Origin of the sequence: Kocuria sp. LHG3120, assembly GCF_049897445.1 — a bacterium.
In the GTDB taxonomy this organism is placed as follows: Bacteria; Actinomycetota; Actinomycetes; order Actinomycetales; family Micrococcaceae; genus Kocuria; species Kocuria rosea.
Map to the genome: position 1 here is coordinate 102,658 of NZ_JAFCWG010000001.1, position 24,866 is coordinate 127,523.

Here is a 24,866-nt window from a genome sequence, read left to right on the forward strand (position 1 = left end):
TACTCTTGACACATTGTGAAGCACATCACCACAATGGGGCATCGACTACGTCGCCATCCCCTGTTGACGGTGTTGTCCCGCACCGCGGCATCGAGACGGTCGGTACAGCGTCGACAGGCGGCGGGCCACATCGGACATCGACCCCGGTGATCGACGGACCCACCGCGGGAGGTCGTAGTCGCCCACAGAGCGTCCACACAGGTGTCCCGAAAAAAGGATGAAGTCCATGACGACAACAGTCACAGCAGCAGTGGCCCGTACTCTGGGCGAGCCGCTCGCCATCGAAGAGCTGCAGCTCGACGATCTGCAGGCGAACGAAGTGCGGGTGCGCCTGGTGGCCACCGGCATCTGCCACACGGATGCGATCGTGCGCGACGGGGTGTACCCCACTCCCCTGCCGGCGGTGCTCGGTCACGAGGGTGCCGGTGTCGTCGAGGCCGTGGGCAACGAGGTCGCCGCCGTCGAGGTCGGTGACCACGTGGTGCTCTCGGCCGCGTACTGCGGCACGTGCCGGCAGTGCCGGGCCGGGCGCATGGCCTATTGCGAGAACCTCTTCGCCGAGGACTTCGGCGGTCGGCGCCGCGATGGTTCGACCGCTTTATCCGCGGACGGGGAACGCATCTCCTCGCACTTCTTCGGCCAGTCCTCGTTCTCCACCTACGCCAACGTGGTCCAGGAGAGCGTGGTCGTCATCGACCGAGAGGTCCCGCTGGAGCTGATGGGCCCGCTCGGGTGCGGCCTCCAGACCGGCGCCGGGGCGGTGCTCAACGAGCTCCGGCCCGAACCAGGGACGTCTCTTGTGGTGTTCGGCACCGGTGCGGTGGGTTCGGCGGCCATCATGGCCGCCAGGGTCGCCGGGTGTACGACGATCGTCGCAGTGGACCTCCACGACTCTCGCTTGGAGCTGGCTACCGACCTCGGAGCCACCCACACCATCAACGGCAGGACGACCGATGCTGTAGAGGAACTGCGCCGCATCACCGACGGGCAGGGCGTGAACTACGCCGTGGACACCACCGCGGTGCCGGCAGTCCTCCGTCAGGCGGCGGATTCGTTGGGGATCCGCGGCACCCTGGTGCTCGTCGGTGCCGCCGCCCCGGGTACGGAGGTGCCCTTCGAGATCGGTGGTTCCCTGGTCAAGGGATGGACCTTCAAGACGGTGGTTCAGGGAAGTTCCGTGCCCCAGGTGTTCATCCCCCGCCTCGTGGAGCTGTGGAAACAGGGCCGGTTCCCCTTCGACAAGCTCGTCCGGCACTACGCCCTGTCCGACATCAATCGGGGTTTCGAGGACTCGGAGAACGGATCCGTGATCAAGCCGATCGTGAAGCTGTCCAGCTGAGTGCCAAGCTCCTCGTCGTGCTCGACCGGTAGAACTCCTCCACCTCTCTCATGAATCGGCGAGCACCTACCCCTTCCCAGGTGGGTCCGGTCGCCTTTAGCTGCCCCTCTTTCCGCGCTGTTGAAAGTTGAAAGCTCATGAACTCTTTTCCCACACCTCACCCTGGCCGGCTGGCTTGGCCGATCCTGTCGGTAGGGGGCTCCGTACTCCTTGCATCCAGCCTGGCCGGTTGCGGAATGTCCTCAGAATCCGCCGGACAGGAGATCACGCCTGCTGCACACGGGCAGGAACAGCCGAACATCATGATGATCCTCTTGGATGATCTGGGGTATAGCGACCTGGGCGCATATGGTAGTGAAATTGACACACCGCACCTGGATGCCCTGACCAAGGAGAGCACTCAGTTCACCGATTTCCATGCCTCTCCCCTGTGTGCTCCCACGCGTGCAGAGCTCATGACCGGCCAGGACCGGCACCGAGTCGGCTTGGGCTCCATGGAGGGTCTGACCCCGCCAGGAGTGCCTGAGACGACCCCTGGTTACAAGGGCAGTCTGGAGGGTGATTTCACCGGCATCGCCGAGCTGCTGGGCGACACCGGGTACGACACCTACCAGGTGGGCAAGTGGCACCTGGGAGGGGAAGAAGGCCAGACCCCCCAGGACCTCGGCTTCGACCAGAATTTCACCCTCTACGATGCCGGCGCCTCCTACTTCTCCGACGGACACCGCCTCTTTGACAGGCCGGTGGAGCCGGTAGATACCGTCATCCATGAGCGCAGCGGCGAACGGGTCGACGAGCTGCCGGACGATTTCTTCTCCACGCGTTCCTATACCGATGAAATGCTTCAGATGGTCGATCAGAGCGTGGAAGCTGACCAGCCGTTCTTCAGCTACCTCGCTTACACCGCTCCTCATGATCCCCTGCATGTGGAAAACGAAGAACTCATCGAGCAGTACCTAGACATGTACATGGATAAGGACTTCGTAGAAATTCGAACCGAACGTATCCAACGGATGGCTGAACTCGATCTCATCGACGAAGGCATGGAAACCCGGTGGCTGGATCGCACACCTGAATGGGAGTCCCTGACCCCCCTCCAGCAGCAGGATCTGGCCTACCGCATGGCCACCTACGCAGCCGTCATTCATGAGGCAGATGAACAAATTGGCCGGGTCATTGACCACCTCAAGGACAGCGGCGAGTACGACAACACGCTCATCGCGGTGGTCAGCGACAACGGCGCAGCCGCCAGTACCCAGGCCAACTACCTCGGATTCAGCACTGAAGAAGGCTGGCACGACCGGGCTTACCCACTGATGGGGGACATGGAGGCATACGGTCAGCAGGGATCCTTCGCGTCCATCGGTCTCCCCTGGGCTCAAGTTTCCTCCGGACCCTACTTCCAGGCCAAGAACACCCTGTTCGAGGGTGGCACCCGGGTGCCGGCGATTGTCAAGGCCCCGGGAACCAACGGGGATGCTGGTGGACGGGTTGTCGATACGTTCGCCCATATCACCGATCTCTACCCCACCTTCGCCGAGTACGCCGGGGCGGATCTCGCCTCGGCCGGCAACCTCCTCGGTGATTCCGCCCGCCCGCTGCTGGAGGGCACCGCGGAAACCATCGGGGACGATGAATTCGGCTGGGAGCACTTCGGACACCGCGCCTACCGTTCCGGTGACTGGAAGCTGGTATTCGCCCCTGCACCCATGGGTGGCACGGGTGAGTACTCGCTCTACAACCTGTCAGACGATCCGGGCGAGACCACGAACCTCGCATCCGAACGCCCGGACGTCCTTGACGATCTGAGCAGGAAGTGGGACCAGTACGCCGAAGAGAACGGTGTCGCCGTCGTCGACTTTGAAGCCGTCAACAAAAACGCGCCTGCTGCAGCTGACAAGTGGTACGTCATGGATTGGGCGGTTGAAAAGAATGCTTCGGAGACCGCCACCAATGGGTAACTGCTGCTCGCCGTCAGGTGATGACCTCTCCTCATCCGGCTCGGTCACAACAACCAGCTCCATCCATCCTCAGCCCACCCTGTCGGGCAGGGCCATCCGGCAGCAAGCACCAGGTGAGTTCGCCGACATCCCCGCCGGCAGCTTCGCCATGGGAGACCACCACAATGAGGGGCACCCGAAGGATGGGGAGACCCCCGTCCACCAGGTCGCTCTGGAGGGTTTCCGTATGCAGAGCACAACGGTCACCAACGCCCAGTTCGAGGAGTTCGTGCAGGCCACCGGCTACCGGACCACCGCAGAACGGTTCGGTATCTCGGCCGTCTTCTACGCCGCCTTCCAGGCGCAACGCACCGACATCCTTAACCAGGCCGCCGGTGTCCCTTGGTGGCTGGCCGTAAAAGGAGCCGACTGGCAACACCCCCACGGACGGGCATCTGATCTGACCGGACTGGAGGACCACCCGGTCGTCCACGTCTCCTGGGACGACGCAACCGCCTACTGCCAATGGGCCGGCACCCGTCTTCCCACCGAGGCCCAATGGGAGTACGCCGCCCGAGGCGGCCTGCAGGGAAAACGCCTGGCGTGGGGAGATGAGCTGACCCCGGACGGAACGTGGAACTGCAACATCTGGCAGGGCCGGTTCCCGCATGAGAACTCTGCCGATGACGGATATCTGATCACCGCACCGGTGAAGACCTATCGACCCAACGGGTACGGGCTGTGGCAGATGGCCGGCAACGTCTGGGAATGGTGCCGGGACTGGTTCGAGGCGGACTACTATTCCCAGACCCCACTCAATGATCCTCACGGTCCGGCATCCGGCACCCGGCGTGTGCTGCGCGGTGGGTCCTACTTGTGCCACGATTCCTACTGCAATCGCTACAGGGTCGCGGCCCGCAACTCCAACACCCCGGAATCCACCTCCGGCAACATCGGATTCCGAGTAGTCGCCGACATCAGGTGAGACCAGCGAGATGACACTGCCCTTCGGCTAGCAGGCTCGCTAAAGAGCCTCCAGGTAGATGCAGGCCTCCCCCTCAACATGGGAGGCCTGCATTCCGTTTCATAGGGTGTTTCCCAGGGGAATGATTCAGCTGACAAGGTATCCCGTGTATCAACAAGTCCCTCGAGCCATTCTTGCTACACGTCTTCAAGAGGCCATTGACGTCGTGAGACATCGGGGAAAGGGATGCCCAGAATCGACACGCTGCTCGACCCCTACGGCCGACCAAAGGGCCGGGTCGAGCTCATCCGCAAGTGGTAGAAGACCACTCGGATCCGCCGCTTCACCAACCACGGCCGAGGGACAAGTCCTCAAAGCGGCCATCGGGATCGTCAGTTACTCCATGCGCGAAGACCTCGACCGGCACGTACCCTCAATGCTCGAAGCATCCGAAAAGCTGGGGAAACGCCTGGTCAGCAGAGCAGGCAATGAACCGACGGCGCGACGATGTGCGGAGAGTTCCGTGCCACAGGTGTTCAACCCCCGTCTCGTGAAGCTGTGGAAGCAGGGCCGGTTCCCCTTCGACAAGCTCGTCCGGCACTACGCCCTGTCCGACATCAATCAGGGGTTCAAGGACTCGGAGAGCGGATCCGTCATCAAGCCGATCGTGAGTTTCGCCGACTGACCCGACCTCGGGGCCACGACGATGGGCGCTCTCCGCCGTGGCGGGGTGCGCCCATCGTCGTGCGGTCGTCCGCGACGACGGCGCCCGGCCCGGCCCGCGTGATGGGGTGCGGAGCGGATTGCCGGTCAGTGTCTTCTCCTCCGCGGAGGGCAAGGTCACACGTGCATCCGTGCGGCCGTGTTCATCGATGAGCAATCCGGAACGGGCCCAGCAGCCAGTCGCGGAGACGCTGAGCGGCAGGTATGGCGATCAGGATGAGGAACGGGACTGTGACGAAGGTGGTGATCAGGGTGCGCACGGGAAGCGGGAGCGGCTCGAGCTGAGGCACCAGGAGGTAGCCCAGAATGGTGGAGGTCGGGAAGAGCGTGATCCACACCCACACTATGGTCCTCCATCGTGACGGGGGCGAGACCGCTTCGCCGGGACGCGCTCCCAGCAGCGCGCCGTTCAGATCGGCGGCGGACAAGCGGCTGCTCGGCACGAGCATGGAGTCCCGGCACTGATCGAGGAGGTGGTGTCGCTCGTCGCTGCGCTCCCACTCCAGGAGGTGCTCAGTGCTGTCGAAGGTCAGGACGACCAGCAGCTGGTGGCCCTCCTGATCCTCTCGGGTGAGGTGGGCGTCGAGATAGCCCGGAAAGGTGCCGGCGGCGTCGCAGAGCGCGCCGGCCCTGTCGCGGAGCGTGTCCTCGTGGCCCGGACGGGCCCGCATGGAGACGGCGATCATCGCCATGGGTGTGAGCCGTCCTTTCTCGAGGCGGGTCCGGGCCGCTCAGTGCGGGCCCATCAGCCGGGGGCTTCGGTGCCAGATTCCGGGAGGCAGTCCGTGCGACGGCGGACCGGCGAGCCGTGCCCGCACCGTGCACGGGAGTGCCGAGCCGCCGCGGTCATGCGGCGGCTCGGCACTCGGGACGGATCACACCTCGAGCTGTATCCGTTCGGCGATGTCGGCACGCAGGGCCTTCTTGTCGATCTTGCCGACCTTGGTGGTGGGGATCTGATCCACGACGACGACCTTCTCGGGGATCTTGTACGCGGCGACACCGGCTGTCTTCAGGTGGGCCTGGACCTGTTCGAGAGTCAGCGGCTTTCCGCCGGCCATCTCGGCGTAGAGGCAGACCTTCTCCCCCAGCACCGGGTCCGGCATGGAGACCGCGGCGACGATGCTCAGACCCGGGATCTGGTAGACGAGAGACTCGATCTCCTCGGCCGAGACCTTCTCCCCGCCGCGGTTGATCATGTCCTTGTCCCGTCCCTGCACAATCAGGTTGCCGTCGGGGCGGCGTTCGACGATGTCACCGGAGGCGTACCAGCCGCCGTCCTCGAAGGACTTGGTGTTGGCCTCCGGGGCGGCGTAGTAGCCACGTGGGGTGTAGGGCCCGCGGGTAAGGATGGACCCGGGGGTGCCATCGGGCAGCTCCTCGTCGACCACCAGGTCGACGATGCGGACCTCGTCGGCCTCGGAGACGGGCCGGCCCTGGGTGGTGCAGATGACCTCCTCCGGATCGTCCAGCCGGGTCATGTTGATCAGGCCCTCGGCCATGCCGAAGACCTGCTGCAGGGTGCAGCCCAGGACCGGTTTGACCTTGCGGGCGACCTCGTCGGGCATCCGGGAACCGCCGACCTGCAACACTTCCAGGGATGTGAGCTGGTCGGTGGGGTGTTCCTCCTGGTACTCGATCCATTTCTGCGCCACCGCCGGCACCACCGCGGTGATTGTCACGGATTCGGCCGCGATCACGGGGAACGCCTTGGCAGGGTTCGGGGACGGCAGCGTCACGGCGCGGGCGCCCAGGAAGAGGGCACCGAGGACACCGGGGCAGGCCAACGGGAAGTTGTGGCTGACGGGCATGGACACCAGGTAGACGGAGTCCGCCGTCAGACCGGCCACCGCGGCGCACGCCTTGATGTTGTAGGCGTAGTCGTTGTGGGTGCGCGTGATGAGCTTGGGCAGACCTGTCGTCCCGCCCGAGAGCAGGAACAGGGCCGGGTCCGTACCGGCCGGGGCGGAGGCGTCCAGGCGTGCGCGGGCGCCATCGGGATCATCGCCCGGGCGGAGGATGTCCTCCAAGGACAGATTGCCGTCCTGGGGCGTCCCCGAGACGAGGGTCCACTCCAGGGTGGGAATCTCTGGGCGCAGCTCAGCGGCGAGCTGCTGGTAGTCGAAGCCCTTGACCTCGTCGGCGGCCACGATCGCGCGGGCCTCGGCGAGCTTGCCCAGGAACTTCAGTTCGTACTGCCGGTGGGCAGGCAGCGCCATGACCGGGATGATCCCGGCACGGAAGCAGGCCAAGGTGAAGACCATGAACTGCCAGCCGTTGGGCAGCACCACGAGCACGCGGTCGTCACGCTCGAGGCCCAGCCGCAGGAGTCGCTCTGCGGCGGCGTCGGCCCGGCCGACGAGTTCGGCATAGGTCATTCGCGTACCGTCGGCCGCGTCGACGACGGCGATTCGGTCGGGGAACGCCCGGGCGGCCTCCTGGAAGTGGGCGCCCAGAGGCTTGTCCTCCCAGTACCCCTTGGTGCGGTAGAGCTCGGCGTACTCGGCGGGCCAGGGAACGGTGCCCTCGCTGGTGTGCTTGACCATGTGTTTCAGTCCTCCTCGACCGAAGTGCCGTTGGCGACGATCACGGCGTCCAGGGCGATGAGCCCGGAGCCGGTGAGTCGCAAGGGGTTGATCTCGATCTCGCTGATGCCGGTGTCGGCAGTCAGGGTGGCGCCCAGTATGGCCAGAATGCGCGCGAGTTGCCCGGTGTCGACGGCCGGTCCGCCGCGCCAGCCGCGCAGCAGGGCCTTGCCGGCCAGCTCCTCGATCATCGACTCGGTGGCGCCCTCGGTCATCGGTGCGGCGCGCAGAGCCACGTCGGCCAGGGCCTCGGCTGCAGTGCCACCCAGTCCGAGCAGCACGACCGGCCCGAAGACGGGATCGCGGCGGGCGCCGACCACCAGGTCGATGCCGGAGGACGCCATCTCCTCCAGGAGGTACTCCTTGGCCCCGGCCCGGTCCAGTGCGGCCAGTGCCTCGTCGAGCTGAGACTCGGTAGCGATGCCGAGGTGCACACCGCCGATCTCGGTCTTGTGCAGCACCGCGGCGTCCACCAGTTTGACCGCCACAGGCTTGTTCAGGTCGGCGAAAGCGGTGCGGGCCGCTTCGTGGGTGGTGGCTCGGGCCCGGGTGGGCACCGGGATGCCGGCGGCCTCGAAGAGGTCCTTGGCCTCCGCTTCGTCCCACGGGCCGTCGCCGGTCTCGATGGCCGGTGCTGCCACGAGCGGGTGGCCCAGTCCGTGCTGTGCCTGGGCATCGCGGACCAGTGCGGTGAGTCCGCGAGCCAGGGCGGTGGGTCCGGTCACGACGGGCAGGTCCCGCTGGGCGCCGTCGGCCACGACGGAGGCCACCTCCGGTGCCGGCCCGTCGACGGCGATGAGCGCCGGGGTGTTCTCAATGCCGGCCGCGGTCACAGCGGCGGGCAGGTCCACGACGGGTTCGAGGATTCCGTACAGGCCCACGGCCTGGATGGCCGGGTCCTCCGCCACGGCGCGCACCACGTCCGGGAACTCGGGGCCGGGTCGGCCGGTGTCCACGGGGTTGCCCTGGAAGGTGAGCGGCGGCAGCAGCGTCGACAGGGTCGCGGTCGTGGCTTCCGACAGGCGCGGCACGGCCACGGCCGCGCCGGCCAGCTGGTCCGCGATGATGAGCCCGGGCCCGGCCTGGCCGGTGATCAGACCGATCCCGGGTGCCGGGTGAGCGGGGATGCGGGTGCGGGCCAGTGCGGTGACCGCGTCGACCAGCTCGGTCTCGTCGTTGACGAGCACCGCCCCGGACTGGCGCAGGACCGAGCGGCTGGTGCGCCAGGAGGTGGCCAGTGCCCCGGTGTGGGACTGGGCGAACTCGGCGACGTCGTTCTGCCCGATGACCAGGGCGACGACCGGCTTGACCCTGGTGGCTCGTCGGATGGCATCCATCATGCGCGGTCCGTCGGTGACCGTTTCGATGTGCAGGGCGATGGCGGTGGTGTGCGGGTCGGCGGCGAGATGGTCGATCACGTCCGGGGCGGTGACGTCGATGCCGGCACCCAGGCCCACCCCCAGGCTCACCCCGACACCGGCCTGCTGGAGGCGGAAGGACACGGCGTGATTGACCCCGCCGCTGGAGGAGATCACTCCGACGGGTCCAGGGCTGATGGCTGAGACCCCGGGCACGAAGCTGGCGCGCAGGCCGCGGTGCGGAGCAAAGAACCCGGAGGTGTTGGGGCCCAGCACGCGGATGCCGGTCTCGCGGACAGCGTCGATGACGTCCTGTTGGTACTGCACCCCGGGGCCTCCGGCCTCGGCGAAGCCGCCGGCGCAGACCAGAGCTGCTTGTACTCCGGCGGCTGCGGCGGCGCGCAGGGTCTCAGCGGTGACGGAGGCCGGCACGCACAGGATGGCTAGGTCGATCGGGCTGTCCAGTGCGTCAGCGGCGGCTCCGATGGAGGGGTGCATGCCCTCACCCCGGGGATTCACCAGCGCGATCGGCGCATCGTAGGAGGCGACGGCCTGGGCCATCACGGCCCCGAGCTTGCCCGGGGTGGATGAAGCACCCACGACCGCGACGGCGCGCGGAGCGAAGAGCGCCTCCAGGCCGGTGACGGACTGGGTCGGATTGATGTCGAGGGAGCTGGTCATCGGGCACCTCCGGCGGTCACGGCGTCGGAGCCCTGGGAGGCCACGCCGGTGCCGACGGCCACGGCGTCGGCCCTGCCCGAGAGGACCGCGGTGGCCGCCGCGTCCTCGGTGGCGTCCTCGAACAGGATCGCGGTCAGACCTCGGCCCAGCCGTGCCTCCTCCGAGACCAGGCGGCGGGTCAGAGCGGTGCCGCCGCGCACGAGAACGGTGCCGGAAGCCGGCACCTGCGCGAACACCTCGGCCAGACCAGTCTCGTCGGCGGGAGCCTCGAGAACGGTGAGGGCCGGGGCGTCCAGTGAGAAGGTGGTGGTGCCGTCGGTCAGCCCATCGTCCACGGCGGACAGCAGGCGACCGGAGAACTCGGTCCCGTCCACGACGACCGGGGTGCGCAGCGGGTCGGTCCCGTGACGGCGCAACCACTCCTGCTCCACCGCGGCCACCAGCTCTGGGTCGCGCTGGCGGATCTTCTCCCGGGGAATGGATCGGGAGAAGAAGTGGAAGGTGAACTGCAGCGGGTCGAAGGCGTTGTGGTAGCGGCCGAAGTGTTCCCACCAGCTCAGCGAGGGACGGGCAGCGTCCTGGACCTTGGCGACCTCGGGCTTGCGCTCGGCCTCGTAGTTGGCCAGGGCTGTCGGCAGGTCCTGCGGGTGGGCGGCGACCTCGCGGGCCAGAACGATGGAATCCTCCATCGCCATCTTGGTCCCCGACCCCACGGAGAAGTGCGCGGTGTGCAGGGCGTCACCGATGAAGACCACGTTGTCGTGGTGCCAGTGGGCGGTGCGGCGGGTGCGGAAGTTGCCCCAGCGGGAGTTGTTGACCACGATCTCGTGGCCCTGCAGGTCCGGCGCGAACAGCTTCTCCAGGTAGTCCTTGGACTTCATGTCCGAGACCCCGGGGGGCTGGGTGGGGTCGAACTCGTCGAGGCCGGCGTTGCGCCAGGTCTGCTCGTCGGCTTCGACGATGAAGGTCGAGAGCTCGTCACTGATGGGGTACGCGTGGGCGGCGAAGTTGCCGTGCTCGTTCTGCCGGTGCACGAAGGTCAGCCCCTCGAACATGTAGGTGGTGCCGAACCAGATGAACTTCGCGGTCGCCTCGACCACCTCGTGGCCCAGGACCTCCTCACCGATCTGCTGACGGGTGTTGGAGTTCGCGCCATCGGCGGCGACCACCAGGTCGAAGTCGGCCAGCTGCGCCAGATCAGGGACGAAGGTGCCGAACCGCAGGTCCACCCCCGCCTCCCGGGCCTTCTCCTGGAGCAGGGACAGCAAGGTCTTGCGGTGGATGGCGGCCATGCCATTGCCGGAGAAGGCGTGCCGCTGATCCTTGAGCCACACCTGGATCGCGTCCCAGTGGCACCCATGGTCGGACAGGGCGTCGTTGAGCACCGGGTCGGCCTCGGTGATCCGCCGCAGCGTGGCGTCGGAGAACACCACACCGAAACCGAAGGCGTCGGTGGCTTGGTTGCGCTCGAAGAGCACCACCTCGGCCTCGGGCAGCTGGCGCTTGAGCAGGGTGGAGAAGAACAGGCCGCCGGGTCCTCCGCCAATGCATGCGACTCGGATCGTCATGGTGGGTCACTCCCTCGTGTGGATGGTCTCGATGTGATCGAGGTCTCCTCACAACTGTAACAACACAACGCGCATCAGTGAAAGAGTGTCACGCAATTGTTTTGAGTGACGGCGTGGTCGTCCTGGCGGATACGGTCAGCACGGAGGACACATAGGAGGTGGCCGGACCAGCGAGGGCCTGGTGCGCCCGGACGAACGTCTCATACGCCTCGTCCCCCGGCCACCCGTCCGGCTGGAGGGCAGTGGGCAGTTGCGGGTCGCGGAAAGGAAACCGCCGGTAGGCCGAGACCAGCTCCACCCGGGCGACCAGGGCCTCCTCCGGGGTGAGCTCGCCCGGGTCCAGCGGTGTCCACTCAGCACATTGAGCAATGAAACGCCGGTAGTCGGCCGCCAGATCCTCGAGGTCCCAGCACTGCACGGCCAGTCCGCGGTCCCGCTCTAGGGCACCGGTCGACATCGTCACGACGTGGATGTTCTCGTCGGCGTCGCAACTCAGGGCCGCACACATCTTCTCCCGCACGTCGCGCGGAGCTACCCAGGTGGTGGGGTTGAGCTGGCCGAAGCCCTCCCAGGACAACGCCTTCTTCAGTTGGTCCCGTTCCGCCCGGCGAGATTCGGGAATCTGGTAGAGCACCATCGTCCACTGCCCCGCCCACGGGGAACGCGGCGGGGCGAAGATCCGCTCCCGGCCCTCATCCAGGACCTCCAGCAGCTTGGGCGTGGCCGAATAGTCCATCTCCCTTCCGTGCCGCCGCGTTTCCACCCAGCCGTCCTTGCGCATCCGCGACAGGGTCACGCGAGTGGTGGCCGGCTCCACGCCAAACAGTTCCAGCAACTGGCTCAGCTGACTCAGGCGGATGCTGCCACCCATGTAGCGGACGTAGTCCCCGAAGAGATCCATCACCAAGTCCTTGGGTCGCATCTCGTCTCCTCCTCGACGGCGTTTTTCAACAACTACCGACTCCCCCTTGTGAAACAACTCACTGTGTGTTCACATTTTAAGTGTTACATATGCTCCGGGTGCTCGCCACGACGCTGGGGCACCATCGCCCATCAAGGAGTACCCCATGAATGACTCGCCCAACGGCCTGAAGGCCAACGGCCGTCAGGCCGCACCCGAGAATAGGACCACACGGCCGCGGAAGTCCGCCGCCGTGGTGATCCTGCTGTGCTTCGTAGCCATCGTCTTCGACGGCTACGACCTCATCGTCTACGGCGCCATCGTCCCATCCCTCCTGGCATACGAGCCATGGGGGCTCACCCCGGTCCAGACCGGCGCCTACGGCAGCTACGCCCTGGCCGGCATGTTCATCGGCGCCATCGTGGTGGGCTACCTCACCGACGTCGTGGGACGTCGCAAGGTGCTCCTGGCCAGCATCTCGATGTTCTCCCTGCTCATGGTTGCCACGGCCTTCGCCCCGAGCCCTGAGCTCTTCGGCCTCTTCCGGTTCCTGGCCGGCCTCGGCCTGGGCGGAGTGATCCCCACCGCCATCGCGGTGACTGTGGAGTTCTCCGCCGCGCACCGGCGCAATTTCAACAACGCGCTGATGTTCTCCGGCTACGCCATCGGCGGCATCCTCGCCGCGCTCTTGGCGATCCTCCTGCTCGGCGCCATCGGCTTCCGCGGCATGCTCGCCATCGGCGGCCTGCCCCTGATCACAGTAGTCCCGCTGCTGTTCTTCCTGCTGCCCGAGTCCCCGGCCTACCTGCGCGCCCGCGGCCGCCATGACGAGGCAGCTCGCATTGTCGACGATTACGGCCTGCCCACCCCCGCTGAGGACTCACCCACAGAGGCCGCCGCCGCCGCCGGTAGCATCCACGAGCAGCCCAAAGCACCGAACCGGCTCCGGGCGATCCTCACCGGCCGCTGGGCGATTGCCACCGTCCTGTTCTGTCTCGCCGGCATCGCCGGCCAGACCCTCGTCTACGGGCTCAGCACGTGGATGCCGCAGCTGCTCGTCCTCGCCGGCTATTCCCTGACCTCTTCTCTCAGCTTCCTGCTCACCGTCAACATCGGCGCCGTGGTCGGGGTGCTCGTCTCTTCCCGGCTCGCCGACGCCTTCGGGCCCCGGCCGTTGACCGCCTTCGCGTTCCTGTCCTCCGGAGCCGCGCTGCTGCTCATGGCCACCGGAATCATGCCCCTGTGGGCCATGTACCTGCTCGTGGCCATCGTCGGCTTCGGCTCCATCGGCGCCCAGATCCTCGTCAACGGCTTCGTCGCCACCTACTTCACCGACGCCACACGGGCCACCGCTCTGGGCGTCACCCTGGGCATCGGACGCATCGGCGCGGTGCTGGCCATCGCCGGCGGCGGCGTCCTGGTCGCCGCGCAACTCGGGACCTTCGCGAACTTCTCTGTCTGGTCCATTGCCGCACTGGTCGGCATCATCGCCGTCCTGACCGTTCCGCGAAAGAAGCCCGCACCCACAGCCTCCCCCAGAATGTAGCCAGACCGTGTCCACGCTTGGACCACCCGGCCTCGAACCAAGCTCAGGCCGCCGCAGCCCTGCGGACAGAACGCACCTAGCAACCGCCTATTCACCATCGACATCGAGGAGCTCACCATGAGTCACGACAACCAGATGACGGTCCCGGCCCCCACGCCTCAGGAGCAGGCCGAGCTCGATGCCCTCTACCAGGACTTCGAGTCGGGCCACATGGTCCCGCTGTGGACGGAGATCGGCAACCTCATGCCGGAGGCCCCGGCCTCGGCGGCCGTGCCGTTCGTGTGGGAGTGGAAGAACCTGCTGCCGCTGGCCGAGCGGGCCGGGGACCTGGTGCCCGTGGGCCGCGGCGGGGAGCGGCGGGCCATCGCGCTGGCGAACCCCGGTCTGGGCGGGCGCCCGTACGCGACCCCCACCCTGTGGTGCGCCATCCAGTACCTCGGCGGCCACGAGGTCGCCCCGGAGCACCGGCACTCCCAGAACGCCTTCCGCTTCGTGGTCGAGGGCGAGGGCGTGTGGACCGTGGTCAACGGCGACCCGGTGCGGATGTCGCGCGGGGACTTCCTGCTGACCCCGGGCTGGAACTTCCACGGCCACCACAACGAGCTCGACCAGCCCATGGCGTGGATCGACGGCCTCGACATCCCGTTCGTGCACTACACCGACACCGCGTTCTTCGAGTTCGGCATCGACCGGGTCACCGACGAGTCCACCCCGGAGTTCTCCCGCGGCGAGCGGCTGTGGTGCCACCCGGGCCTGCGCCCGCTGTCGGGTCTGGGCAACACCGTGTCCTCCCCGATCGGGGCCTACCGGTGGGAGCACACCGACCGGGCGCTGTCCGAGCAGCTGGCCATCGAGGACGAGGGCTACCCCGCCACCGTGGAGCCCGGCCACGCCGCGGTGCGCTTCGTGAACCCCACCACCGGCGGGGACGTCATGCCCACCATCCGCGCCGAGTTCCACCGCTTCCGCCCCGGAGCCCAGACCCGGACCGTCCGCGAGGTCGGCTCGAGCGTCTACCAGGTCTTCGAGGGCCGGGGGCAGTTCGTGCTCGACGGCGAGGTCCGGGTCGTGGAGAAGGGCGACCTGGTGGTCGTCCCGTCCTGGACGGCCTGGCAGATCCAGGCCGAAACCGGCTTCGACCTGTTCAAGTTCGGCGACCAGCCGATCGTCGAGAAGCTGAACTTCAACCGCACCTTCGTGGAGGGCGAGGAGAAGTAGCCCCACCCACCCCTCCGGCGCGCGGCGCAGTCCGCGCCACTCGCTGGCCCACGTACCCCGAACCAGGAAAGTAGAACCTTATGAAGCTTGCAACCCTGCGCACCGACCGGTCTACGGCGGCCGCCCGCCTCGACGGTGAGGTCTTCACCGAGATCGAGGGCTACCCCGATCTCGGGGCCTTGCTGACCGAGGCCGACTGGCGCCGGCTGGCCGAGAACGCCTCGGGCCCGCGCCACGAGGCCGCCCACGTCCAGCTGGAGACGCTGGTGCCCAACCCCTCCAAGGTGCTGTGTGTGGGGCTCAACTACAAGTCCCACATCCAGGAGATGGGCCGGGACCTGCCGAGTCACCCTACGATGTTCGCGAAGTTCGCCGACACCCTGACCGGGCCCAACGACCCGGTGGAGGCCGTGGCGGAGGACCCGGAGCTGGACTGGGAGGGCGAGCTCGTCGTCGTCATCGGCAAGACCGCGCATAAGGTTTCCGAGGAGGACGCCGGCCAGTACATCGCCGGGTACACCGCCGCCAACGACATCTCCATGCGTGGCTGGCAGTTCCGCACCAAGGAGTGGCTGCAGGGCAAGATCTGGGCGAAGTCCACCCCTGTGGGCCCAGTCATGGTCACCGCCGACGAGTTCGACCCCGCGGCCGCGACCCTGCGCACCACGGTCAACGGCGAGACCATGCAGGAGCACTCGATCGGGGACCTGCTGTTCACCCCGACCTATCTGGTCTCCTACCTCTCCACGATTCTGCCGCTGCGCCCGGGCGACATCATCCTCACCGGCACACCGGGCGGGGTGGGCCGGGCCCGCAACCCGCAGATCTTCCTGAAGTCCGGCGACGTGGTCGAGGTCGAGATCGACGGCCTGGGCGTGCTCACCAACAAGATCGTCGATCCCGCCTGAGCGCGGGCACGAGAGGAGTCAGCCATGGTCGCCCGTCAGGACCTCACCACCGACGAGGACCTCAAGGCCCAGCTGCTGCTGGTCCGCCGCGGCACGGCGTTCTGGTCCCGCAAGGTCAACGAGCTCACGGACGACGAGCTCGACGGACCCTCGCTGCTGGACGGCTGGTCCCGCCGGCACGTCATCGCCCACGTCGGCTACAACGCCCGCGCCCTGACCCGGCTCGTGCAGTGGGCCAACACCGGGGTGGAGACCCCGATGTACTCCTCCCCGGCCGCCCGCAACCAGGAGATCGCCTACGGGGCGACGCTGCCGGCCCGGGCGCTGCGCCACCTCAACGACCACGCCTCGGTGTCCCTGAACGTCGAGTGGCGCGACACCCCGGACGAGGCGTGGGCCCACGAGGTGCGCACCGCCCAGGGCAGGACCGTGCCGGCCACGGAGACCGTCTGGATGCGCAACCGCGAGGTCTGGATCCACGCGGTCGACCTCGACAACGGGGCCCGCTTCTCCGACGTCCCCGCCGAGGTCCTGACCCGGCTGCTCACGGACATCCTCGGCAACTGGGCGGGACAGGACAAGGACCCCGGGCTGCGGATCCAGGTCTCCGACGCCCCGGAGCTCGGCGAGCTCGGGGCCGGGGCGGGACAGGACGCCGGGATCCTGGTGCGCGGGGACCTGGCCGTGGTCGCCCAGTGGGCCTCCGGTCGCGGCGGAGCCCGCCTCGAGGTCGGCGCGGACGTCGAGAACCCGCGCTGGATCTGACGCACGCCGGCCGGCGCAGGGCCCCGGGGAGCACCCCGGGGCCCTGCGCCGTTCAGGTGCTGGGATGCATTCCCTCGGCAGCGCGCGTGCCACCGGCGGCGTAGCTGTGGGCGGTGGCCACGATCCCGGCCACGGTCTCCAGCTCGGGCTCGTTCCGAGGGCCGTAGACCATCACCATGCCCGGGGTCAGTCGCACGCCGGCCAGCGGGTGGGCCTGGGCCCAGCCCTTCGTGATCGCCTCGGCGACCAGCGGCCTGGGCAGGGCCACGTGCAGGGAGCCGTCGTGACCGGGGTGCTGATGGGCGAACTCCCCAGCCGGCGGAACGAGAAAAGCATCCAACGGACCGGCCGCGGTGGGCCCCAGCATCAGGCCGTGGGCTCCTGGCACGGATATCGCCGACTGCCGCACCGTCACACCGGGCAGCGCGGCCAGCCGGGCGAGGAGACGCTCCTGAAGTCCGGGCGGGGCGATGTCGGTGAGCTGCTCCTGTGGAATGGTCCAGGACACCGTCGGCCTCGATCTGGACCGGACGGGAAGGCGCCCGTCCAGCGCATCAGCCCAGGTGGCGGCACCGAGTGGCGGCGACAGTGGTCCGCGCCGGTCCAGGAATGCCAGACGCTCCTGGATCCAGCCACCGAGCTCCGCCAGGGTGGGCACGGTGATGCCGTGCCCACCGGGGTCACGCCGGGCATAGGCAGGGGCGCCGGAGTCCCCGAGGAGGTAGGACCAGGTGCGGTCCAGCAGCTCGCGCGGAATGACGGAGTCCTGCTCCCCCTGGGCCACGAACACCGGGACCCCGGTCAGCCATGCCGGGTTCACGGGAATCCCGGCCTCGAAGGGCAGGGTGCCGTAGAGGATCCCGGCCCCGGCGAACCGGGAAGGCTCCTGGAGGAGCAGGGCCCCCGCGAAAGCGGCCCCGCCGCTGAAGCCGATGAGCACCACCGGCCGTCCTGCCGGGGCAACCCGGTCGAGCCAGGTGCGGAACCAGGCCGTGGTGGCGGCCAGCGACTCTGCCACCGGGCGGCCGATGCCGCGGTTGGCGAACCAGGCGAACCCCCCGTCCTCGGCGATCGGGGCGCGCACCGCCGCGTAGGCCGGCCCCACCGGCAGGCGCGAGGCCAGGGAGAGGATCTCCCGTTCGTGGGAGCCGCGTCCGTGCAACAGCACCACCAGCGGGGCCCCTGGATCGGTGGACCCGGCAGTGGCCACCACCGGGTCGTCGAACAACGTCGCGCTCACGCGCCCTCCCCCAGGTTTCCCTGCGACGACGAGGTCGTGTCGGTCTGCACGCTGCCGGCCGTTCGGACGCCCGACCAGCGGACCAGCTCCGCGGCCAGGTCCAGGGCATCGACCGGCGCCTCGGTCTCGTAGCGGCCCCAGTCGGAGCGGGGCAGCATCCACATGATCTCGAACTCGTTGCCGTCCGGATCGACACCGTAGACGCTCTTGGTCGCCCCGTGGCTGGACTCCCCGGTGTAGGCACCGGCTTCCACGAGTTGCTCGCGCGCCCCGGAGAGCTCCTCGATGGTGTCGACCTGCCAGGCCAGGTGGTACAGCCCGATCCCGCCCCGGCGCTTCGGCGGAGCACCGGCACCGAGGCCGAACAGCCCCAGGTCGTGATGATTGCCCGAGCGCGGCAGACGCAAGAACGCCGCATCGGCACGCGGTTCGCGGGCGACAACGCTCATCCCGAACACCTCCGTGTAAAAGCGTGCAGCACGCTGGAGATCAGCAACGAACAGCACGGCGTGATTGAGGCGGACCGGGTCGATGGACATGACATTCTCCTGGTGACGCCGGCACCTGGCAGAGGTCCCGGGAAAGGAACGATGGGTCCCTGACAGCATGACAACATTTACTTTCCCCGTCAACTATTGATCAGTAAAGCACATGCGGGCTGTCCAACGACAGGGCGGGACTCCCTGCACCGACCAGCACCCCCGGTCGTAACGCCAGAGGCGGGGTGACTGCCGACCCTTCTCTCGCTGCGTGGCTCGCGCCCACCACCCGGGCCGGATGTGCACTACAGATGTTCGGCACGGTGCGACACAGAAGCCTTCATGCTGCGGCCCCCTTGCATGTGAGGCTGCTCACCCGTAGCATCTTCCTAACAGGCGGATTCCGCCTGAAGGATTGTTACCCGGACACGGGGCAAGACCTGAGACGCACCAATGGTGCATCTCGGGTCTTTTTTTGTGCCCGAAATCGGAGAGAGAGGCCTGTCATGGCTGTTGTGGACTACCGGTCGTTGGCCGCGGGGATCGTGCAGGAGGTGGGCGGTGAGGCCAACATCGCCTCTGCCACCCACTGCGCCACCCGTCTGCGCCTGAAGCTGCGTGACGACTCGAAGGCGGACAAAGCCGCCGTCGAGAAGCTGCCCGGGGTGATCACGGTGATGCAGGCAGGCGGTCAGTACCAGGTCGTCATCGGCGACAACGTGCCCACGGTGTATGCCGAACTGGGCCGGATCACCAAGTTCGGCGACGACGAAGCGGCCGCCGGTGGCGACGATGCCCCCAGCGGGAACATCTTCAACCGGTTCATCGACCTGGTCTCCTCGATCTTCCAGCCGATCATCTGGCCGCTGGCCGGAGCCGGTCTGCTCAAGGCGTTCCTGAGCGCGGCCACTCAGTTCGGCTGGCTGGACGCCGAGTCCCAGACCTCCGTCATTCTCGCCGCAGCTGCCGACTCGATCTTCTACTTCCTGCCGCTGTTCCTGGCGGTCACCGCCGCCCGGCGGTTCAAGACGAACCAGTTCACCTCCATGGCCATTGCCGGCGCCCTGGTCTACCCCTCGATCGTGGAGCTGGCCGCCGCCGGCGCCCCGGTGTCCTTCGCGGGCCTGCCGGTGGTGATGATGAGCTACACCAGCTCGGTGATCCCGATCATCGTGGCGGTCTGGCTGCAGGGATACCTGGAGCGGTTCCTCAACCGGGTCATCCCCGCGGCGTTCCGCAACTTCAGCACCCCGCTGCTGAGCATCCTCATCATGGTCCCGTTCATCCTCATGACGGTCGGCCCGATCACCACCCTCGCCGCCCAGGGTCTGTCCGCCGGCATCAACGCGATCTTCGGCTTCGCTCCCTGGCTGGCCGGGGCCATCATGGGCGGTTTCTGGCAGGTGTTCGTGCTGTTCGGGCTGCACTGGGGTCTGGTGCCGACCATGATCAACGATCTCGCCACCCAGGGCTACTCCCTTCTCATGGGGCCCCTGGTGGCTGCCGTGCTTGCCCAGGCCGCCGCCACCGCGGCCGTCTTCGCCCGGACCCGCAACGCCGCCCGGCGTGAGGTGGCCGGTCCGGCCGCCCTGTCCGGGTTCCTGGCCGGGATCACCGAGCCGGCGATCTACGGTGTGAACCTGCCGCTGAAGAAGCCCTTCTACTTCGGCATCGTCGGCGGCATCGTCGGCGGGGCCATCGCCTCCGCCGGAGGCAGCGCAGCCAGCTCCTTCGTCTTCGCCTCCGCCCTGGCGTTGCCCGCCTACACCGAGGTCGGAAGCTTCACCATGCAGCTGATCGGCACCGGTATCGCCGTGATCATCGCCTTCACCCTCACCTTCCTCTTCGGCACCCGGGAGTCCGAGGCCGTCACCGCGCCTCCCGCCCCGATCGACCAGACCGGCACCACGTCCTCTGCCTCCTCGCCCGGCACCGGGGCGAACGGTGCCACCGCAGCCAAGGCCACCCTGCCCACCGGCACGGCCACGGGCACCGAGGTCTCCGGCACCGTGGAGGTGCTCTCCCCCGTCGACGGCGCGACCGTGGCCCTGACCGACGTTCCGGACAAGGTCTTCGCCTCCGGCGCCATGGGCCAGGGCCTGGGCATCGTCCCCACGGACGGCCACGTCTACGCTCCCCTCTCGGGGACCGTCAAGGCCGCCATGAAGTCCGGGCACGCCTACGGCATCAAGTCTCCTGACGGGGTCGAGGTGCTGGTGCACATCGGCATCGACACCGTCCAGATGGAGGGCCGCGGCTTCAGCCCGGCCGTCGCCCGCGGCGACCACGTCGAGGCCGGCGATCTTCTTGCCGTCGTCGACCTCGATGTGGTGGCCGAAGCCGGGTATGACTCCACCACTCTGGTGGTCGTCACCAACACCGCCCAGCTGGCCGGCGTGGTCCCGGTCGCCCGGGGCACCGTGACCCACGGTCAGCCGGCGGTCACGGTGCAGGTCTGAACCAGGACCGGCACAGGACCCGGAGCAGACACGACTGATGAATGATGGACCACAGACGAAGGAGCAGATGATGACGACGACGACTTCCCCCGACACGTTCCCGAACGGGTTCCTCTGGGGCGGCGCGACTGCCGCCAACCAGATCGAAGGTGCCTACAGCGAGGGCGGCAAGGGCCTGTCCATCCAGGACGTCATGCCGCACGGGATCAAGACTCCCCCGACGGACGGCCCCACCCCGGACAACCTCAAGCTCGAGGCGATCGACTTCTACCACCGCTACGCCGAGGACATCGCCCTGTTCGCCGAGATGGGCTTCACTGTCTTCCGCTTCTCGATCGCCTGGAGCCGGATCTTCCCGTGCGGTGACGAGGAGACGCCCAACGAGGAGGGACTGGTCTTCTACGACCGAGTTCTGGACGAGCTCGAGAAGCACGGCATCGAACCGCTGGTGACGATCAGCCACTACGAGACCCCGCTGCACCTGGCGCGGAACTACGGGGGCTGGATGTCCCGGGAGCTGATCGGCTTCTACGAACGCTACTGCCGGGTCCTGTTCGAGCGCTACGGGGAGCGGGTGAAGTACTGGCTGACCTTCAACGAAATCAACTCGGTGCTGCACTTCCCGTTGATGTCCGGCGGAATCCTCACCCCGAAGGACCAGCTGTCCCAGCAGGACCTCTACCAGGCGGTCCACCACGAGCTGGTGGCCTCGGCCCGGGCCACCCGGCTGGCCCGGGAGATCATGCCCACCGCTCAGGTGGGGTGCATGATCCTGGCGATGCCGGTCTACCCGCTGACCCCGGACCCCGCGGACGTGGTGGCCACGATGCACACCGCCCACGATTCCTACGCTTTCGGCGACATCCACTGCCGCGGTCAGTATCCCGGGTACCTGCTGCGCCGCTTCCGGGAGAACGGCATCGAGCTGGAGATCACCGACCAGGACCGCGAGGACCTGACGCACACCGTGGATTTCGTGTCGTTCAGCTACTACATGAGCTCGTGTGAGACTGGCGACCCGGCCCGCAAGGTCACGAGCGCCGGAAACCTGTTGGGCGGGACGCCCAACCCCACCCTCCAGGCTTCCGAGTGGGGCTGGCAGATCGACCCGCAGGGTCTGCGAGTGGTGATGAACGATTATTGGGAGCGGTGGCAGAAGCCGCTGTTCATCGTCGAGAACGGGCTCGGGGCGGTCGATGAGCTCGTGGAGGTCGACGGCACGAAGACCGTGGTGGACGACTACCGCATCGGCTACCTCAACGACCACCTCGTCCAGGCTCGCGAGGCGGTGGCCGACGGCGTGGAGCTGCTGGGCTACACCACCTGGGGGTGCATCGATCTGGTCAGCGCCTCCACCGCTCAGCTCAGCAAGCGCTACGGCTTCATCTACGTCGACCGCAACGACGACGGCACCGGCACTCTTCAGCGCTACCGGAAGAAGTCCTTCGACTGGTACCGCCAGGTCATCGCCACCAACGGAGGATCCCTGCAGTAGGAGCCGTGCTGTGACACCCGGTGGTGGGGGCACGAGAATGCCCCCACCACCTCTCCGGGGAGCCGACTCCGGAGGAATCGACAGAAAGGAGGACGACGTGGAGGTGCTGCGCGTGTTCAACAACAACGTCGTCCTCGCCCGCAATCCGGCCGGAGGCGAGGTGATCCTCACCGGCCGCGGCCTGGGTTTCCAGGCCAAGCCCGGGCAGAGGGTCGACGAGTCCAAGGTGGTTCGCGTCTTCGTCCCCGACGACGGGCGCGACGCGGACAACTTCGGAGCCCTGGTGGCTGCCATCCCTCCGGAGCACCTGCTGCTGGCGGACCAGGCCCTGGAAGCCGCCCGGGGACAGATGAGCACCCCGCTGAGCTCCACCACGGTGGTGGGCCTGGCCGACCACCTGAGCTTCGCGATCAAACGCCTGCGGCAGGGCATCGACATCGAGTACCCCCTGCGGGCAGAGGTCGCCCACCTCTACCCCGATGAGCTGCGGACCGCCCAGCGGGCCCTCGACCACGTCAACACCGGTCTCGAGCAGCCGTTGCCGGAGGCAGAGGCCGTGCCGATCGCCCTGCACCTGGTCAACGCCGGCTTCGCCACCGGCGATCTGTCCTTCACCTACCAGATGACCGGGGTCTTCGCCCAGCTGTTCGAGGTCCTCGAGCAGGCCTACGGCCGGCCACTCGACCGGGAGACCGTCAACGCCGCCCGGTTCATCACCCATCTGCGCTACTTCTTTGTCCGAGCTCACACCGGCCGGCAGTTGGCCGAAGGCGCCACCAAGCTGGGCAACGCCATCCGTGAGGCCTATCCAGAAGCCTTCGCCACCGCGCTCAAGCTCCAGGCGGTGCTCGAGCTCCGGCTCGGCGAACCGCTCACCGAGGACGAGGTGACCTATCTGACGCTGCACGTGGCCCGAATGGTCGATGACCTCCGCGTGCACTAGCGCACGACCCGTGACCCTTGACCGGGGTCCGAAAGCCCCACAAAGGAAACCTCAGACAGCGACGAGTCCGTGACGCAGGAACGCGTTCCACACCCCGTCCTCGCGCACGCTCGTGGTGGTCTCGTCGGCCAGCGCCTTCAGCTCCGGGGCCGCGTTGCCCATCGCGATGCCTACGCCGCACACCTCGAACATCTCCACGTCGTTCCAGCTGTCCCCGATGCCGATCGCCACCGACCGATCGACATCGAGGTGTTCCAGCACTGATTCGATGGCCGAGCCCTTGGTGGTCCCGCGCATGCCGATCTCGCCGTTGGATCCGGCGGGCAGCGGCATGCTGCCGGGCACGACGTGGAACCGGTCGCCCAGCTCCTCCTGGGCGCACGCGACCGTGTCCACCGCATCCCCGAGGAACACTGCCTTCGCCACACAGTCGAGATCGACGTCAGCGAGATCCCGGGATCGTGGCACCTCTTGAGGCGCCGTCTGCGGTTCGTCCGGCTCACCGTGTGCGCTCTGCCAGCGGTGCAGCATCGCATCGAGCTTCTCCTGGACCTGCGGTGACGCGTGGACGGCGGCATCGGTCTGCAGGAAGAAAAGGATGTCGCGGTGCTCGAAATAGTCGATGAGGCGTTGCACGGCGTCGGACGGCATGGGTTCGGCGACGACGGTCTCAGCGCCGCTGGTGGCATACGCGCCTCCATTGGTGATTGCGCCGTCGAAGCCGATGGCGCTCACCTGAGGGGGTATCGCCCCGGCTGAGCGTCCGGTGCAGAGGTACACGAGATGACCCGCCGCGCGCGCCCCCCTGACGGCCGCAACGGTCGAGGGGGCGATGGCCTTGCCATGGTCGAGAATCGTTCCGTCGACGTCGAGGAAGGCGATACGGGTGGGGGTCATGCAGTTCTCCAATACTGTCGTTTCCAGGATGCCGCGGGGCGCCGTGGGGACGACCAGCTCGAGCGGCGCCAGCGCGCCAGCGTCGCGCCGTCCGCACGAATGACCTCGGCCTACCGACCGGGGGACTTCGGGGGCAGCGGACGAGGGTGCAGGTGTCCTCGTCAGCGTGGTGGACGCAGATGGATCCGTAGCACGTGCCGATCTGAGCGGCCGAGGCGCTGGCCAGGCAAATGCACCCCCACATGGTATCGCCCGAGATGGGGCCACCATCCTCCACGGCCTCCGTCGTGAAAGCGAAAAGGTCATACAGCGCCTCGTGCCACGACACCACGGCGACAGAGTCGGACCGGCGGAAACGACGGGCCGCAATGCGTGGGTGCAGGCGGCTGTGAGTAGCGGTACATGCGACCGCCGCGTCGATAGCTTGCGAAACTTCCCGGGCGTCGTGAACACCGCCAATCCCGGCGAACTCAGACTGGCTGGAGACAAGGGTGTGGTGCGACCGCGTGTGCATGACCTCGCCCGGAAGCACGGCCCGGGCGCGGTCGACGACGTCGGGGAATCCGTGCTGTTGAGGTGAGCCGGATCGATATGGGGGAAGGTATCTCGGACGGGCGGGATCCTCACTGCGGCCGAACGGCTGACAGCATTGGAAGCGAAGCGTCGTCCTCGAGGGTGGATTGGGGTCGACTCCTCAGCTAGGCGTCGTAATAACGGCTCGTATCGCTCGTAAGTCTTTGCAAGGAGCTGTTACAGGCGGGCCTCGCCCGGGTCCTGCTCCTCTTCCCGGTTGTCGTCAGGGATGTCCTTGGCGCTCACCACACGGCTCCGAACTCGTCGCGTGCCGCGGCCAGCAG

Annotated in this window: 19 protein-coding genes; 11 read left to right on the forward strand and 8 right to left on the reverse strand. The window is 67.5% G+C overall.

The window, feature by feature from the left end; translation table 11 throughout:
- Positions 1-226: 226 nt before the first annotated feature.
- From ACP7CD_RS00470 to ACP7CD_RS00485, 4 genes are all read left to right on the forward strand, one after another.
- Positions 227-1,339 carry an NAD(P)-dependent alcohol dehydrogenase gene (locus tag ACP7CD_RS00470; RefSeq protein ID WP_426118352.1) on the forward strand — a complete coding sequence of 371 codons (1,113 nt, stop codon included), beginning with the start codon at positions 227-229 and terminating at the stop codon, positions 1,337-1,339.
- A gap of 236 nt (positions 1,340-1,575) precedes the next feature.
- Complete coding sequence (locus ACP7CD_RS00475; protein ID WP_426118354.1) at positions 1,576-3,300, forward strand: sulfatase-like hydrolase/transferase; 1,725 nt, start codon at positions 1,576-1,578, stop codon at positions 3,298-3,300.
- Positions 3,293-4,264: a formylglycine-generating enzyme family protein gene (locus ACP7CD_RS00480; RefSeq protein ID WP_133410750.1), complete on the forward strand. Its 972-nt coding sequence runs from the start codon at positions 3,293-3,295 to the stop codon at positions 4,262-4,264. Before ACP7CD_RS00475 ends, ACP7CD_RS00480 begins: the two co-directional genes overlap by 8 nt.
- Before the next feature lie 502 nt (positions 4,265-4,766).
- Positions 4,767-4,928, forward strand: a complete 162-nt coding sequence (locus ACP7CD_RS00485) for a hypothetical protein (RefSeq protein ID WP_426118357.1) — start codon at positions 4,767-4,769, stop codon at positions 4,926-4,928.
- A 181-nt stretch (positions 4,929-5,109) separates the two neighbouring features.
- On the opposite strand, the gene ACP7CD_RS00490 is transcribed toward ACP7CD_RS00485, so the two are convergent.
- From ACP7CD_RS00490 to ACP7CD_RS00510, 5 genes are all read right to left on the reverse strand, one after another.
- Positions 5,110-5,658, reverse strand: a complete 549-nt coding sequence (locus ACP7CD_RS00490) for an antibiotic biosynthesis monooxygenase (protein ID WP_426118359.1) — start codon at positions 5,656-5,658, stop codon at positions 5,110-5,112.
- Between the two features lie 183 nt (positions 5,659-5,841).
- Complete coding sequence (locus ACP7CD_RS00495) at positions 5,842-7,512, reverse strand: (2,3-dihydroxybenzoyl)adenylate synthase (protein WP_426118361.1); 1,671 nt, start codon at positions 7,510-7,512, stop codon at positions 5,842-5,844.
- 5 nt (positions 7,513-7,517) lie between these two features.
- Positions 7,518-9,590, reverse strand: a complete 2,073-nt coding sequence (locus ACP7CD_RS00500; RefSeq protein ID WP_426118363.1) for an acetate--CoA ligase family protein — start codon at positions 9,588-9,590, stop codon at positions 7,518-7,520.
- On the reverse strand, positions 9,587-11,158 hold the full coding sequence (locus tag ACP7CD_RS00505) for an FAD-dependent monooxygenase (RefSeq protein ID WP_426118365.1): 1,572 nt from the start codon (positions 11,156-11,158) through the stop codon (positions 9,587-9,589). The genes ACP7CD_RS00500 and ACP7CD_RS00505 overlap by 4 nt, the downstream gene beginning before the upstream one ends.
- An 88-nt stretch (positions 11,159-11,246) precedes the next feature.
- Positions 11,247-12,080, reverse strand: coding sequence for a PaaX family transcriptional regulator C-terminal domain-containing protein (locus ACP7CD_RS00510; protein ID WP_426118367.1), 834 nt, complete (start codon positions 12,078-12,080; stop codon positions 11,247-11,249).
- A gap of 145 nt (positions 12,081-12,225) precedes the next feature.
- Here ACP7CD_RS00510 and ACP7CD_RS00515 point away from each other — a divergent pair, with 145 nt between their 5' ends.
- The 4 genes from ACP7CD_RS00515 (at position 12,226) to ACP7CD_RS00530 (ending at position 16,496) form a co-directional block, all read left to right on the forward strand.
- Positions 12,226-13,605: an MFS transporter gene (locus ACP7CD_RS00515; protein WP_426118369.1), complete on the forward strand. Its 1,380-nt coding sequence runs from the start codon at positions 12,226-12,228 to the stop codon at positions 13,603-13,605.
- Between the two features lie 117 nt (positions 13,606-13,722).
- Positions 13,723-14,823 (forward strand): cupin domain-containing protein, encoded by a 1,101-nt coding sequence (locus ACP7CD_RS00520; protein ID WP_426118371.1) that lies wholly within the window; start codon positions 13,723-13,725, stop codon positions 14,821-14,823.
- 80 nt (positions 14,824-14,903) lie between these two features.
- On the forward strand, positions 14,904-15,731 hold the full coding sequence (locus ACP7CD_RS00525; protein ID WP_426118373.1) for a fumarylacetoacetate hydrolase family protein: 828 nt from the start codon (positions 14,904-14,906) through the stop codon (positions 15,729-15,731).
- Between the two features lie 24 nt (positions 15,732-15,755).
- Complete coding sequence (locus tag ACP7CD_RS00530; RefSeq protein WP_426118375.1) at positions 15,756-16,496, forward strand: maleylpyruvate isomerase family mycothiol-dependent enzyme; 741 nt, start codon at positions 15,756-15,758, stop codon at positions 16,494-16,496.
- 52 nt (positions 16,497-16,548) lie between these two features.
- Here ACP7CD_RS00530 and ACP7CD_RS00535 read toward each other — a convergent pair whose 3' ends face one another.
- Entirely contained in the window at positions 16,549-17,736 is a 1,188-nt protein-coding gene (locus ACP7CD_RS00535; RefSeq protein ID WP_426118377.1) for a luciferase family protein, read from the reverse strand.
- Positions 17,733-18,275 (reverse strand): VOC family protein, encoded by a 543-nt coding sequence (locus ACP7CD_RS00540; RefSeq protein ID WP_426118379.1) that lies wholly within the window; start codon positions 18,273-18,275, stop codon positions 17,733-17,735. Before ACP7CD_RS00540 ends, ACP7CD_RS00535 begins: the two co-directional genes overlap by 4 nt.
- 446 nt (positions 18,276-18,721) lie before the next feature.
- Here ACP7CD_RS00540 and ACP7CD_RS00545 point away from each other — a divergent pair, with 446 nt between their 5' ends.
- The 3 genes from ACP7CD_RS00545 to ACP7CD_RS00555 all read left to right on the forward strand — a co-directional run bounded on the left by ACP7CD_RS00545 (position 18,722) and on the right by ACP7CD_RS00555 (position 23,112).
- Positions 18,722-20,674, forward strand: coding sequence for a beta-glucoside-specific PTS transporter subunit IIABC (locus ACP7CD_RS00545; protein ID WP_426118380.1), 1,953 nt, complete (start codon positions 18,722-18,724; stop codon positions 20,672-20,674).
- A 70-nt stretch (positions 20,675-20,744) separates the two neighbouring features.
- A complete protein-coding gene (locus tag ACP7CD_RS00550) occupies positions 20,745-22,169 on the forward strand; it encodes a glycoside hydrolase family 1 protein (protein WP_426118382.1) in 1,425 nt (474 codons plus the stop codon).
- 97 nt (positions 22,170-22,266) lie between these two features.
- Positions 22,267-23,112, forward strand: coding sequence for a PRD domain-containing protein (locus ACP7CD_RS00555; protein WP_426118384.1), 846 nt, complete (start codon positions 22,267-22,269; stop codon positions 23,110-23,112).
- 51 nt (positions 23,113-23,163) lie between these two features.
- Here the strand turns inward: ACP7CD_RS00555 and ACP7CD_RS00560 are convergent, their stop codons facing one another.
- Positions 23,164-24,009 carry a Cof-type HAD-IIB family hydrolase gene (locus tag ACP7CD_RS00560; RefSeq protein ID WP_426118386.1) on the reverse strand — a complete coding sequence of 282 codons (846 nt, stop codon included), beginning with the start codon at positions 24,007-24,009 and terminating at the stop codon, positions 23,164-23,166.
- Positions 24,010-24,866: the final 857 nt, after the last annotated feature.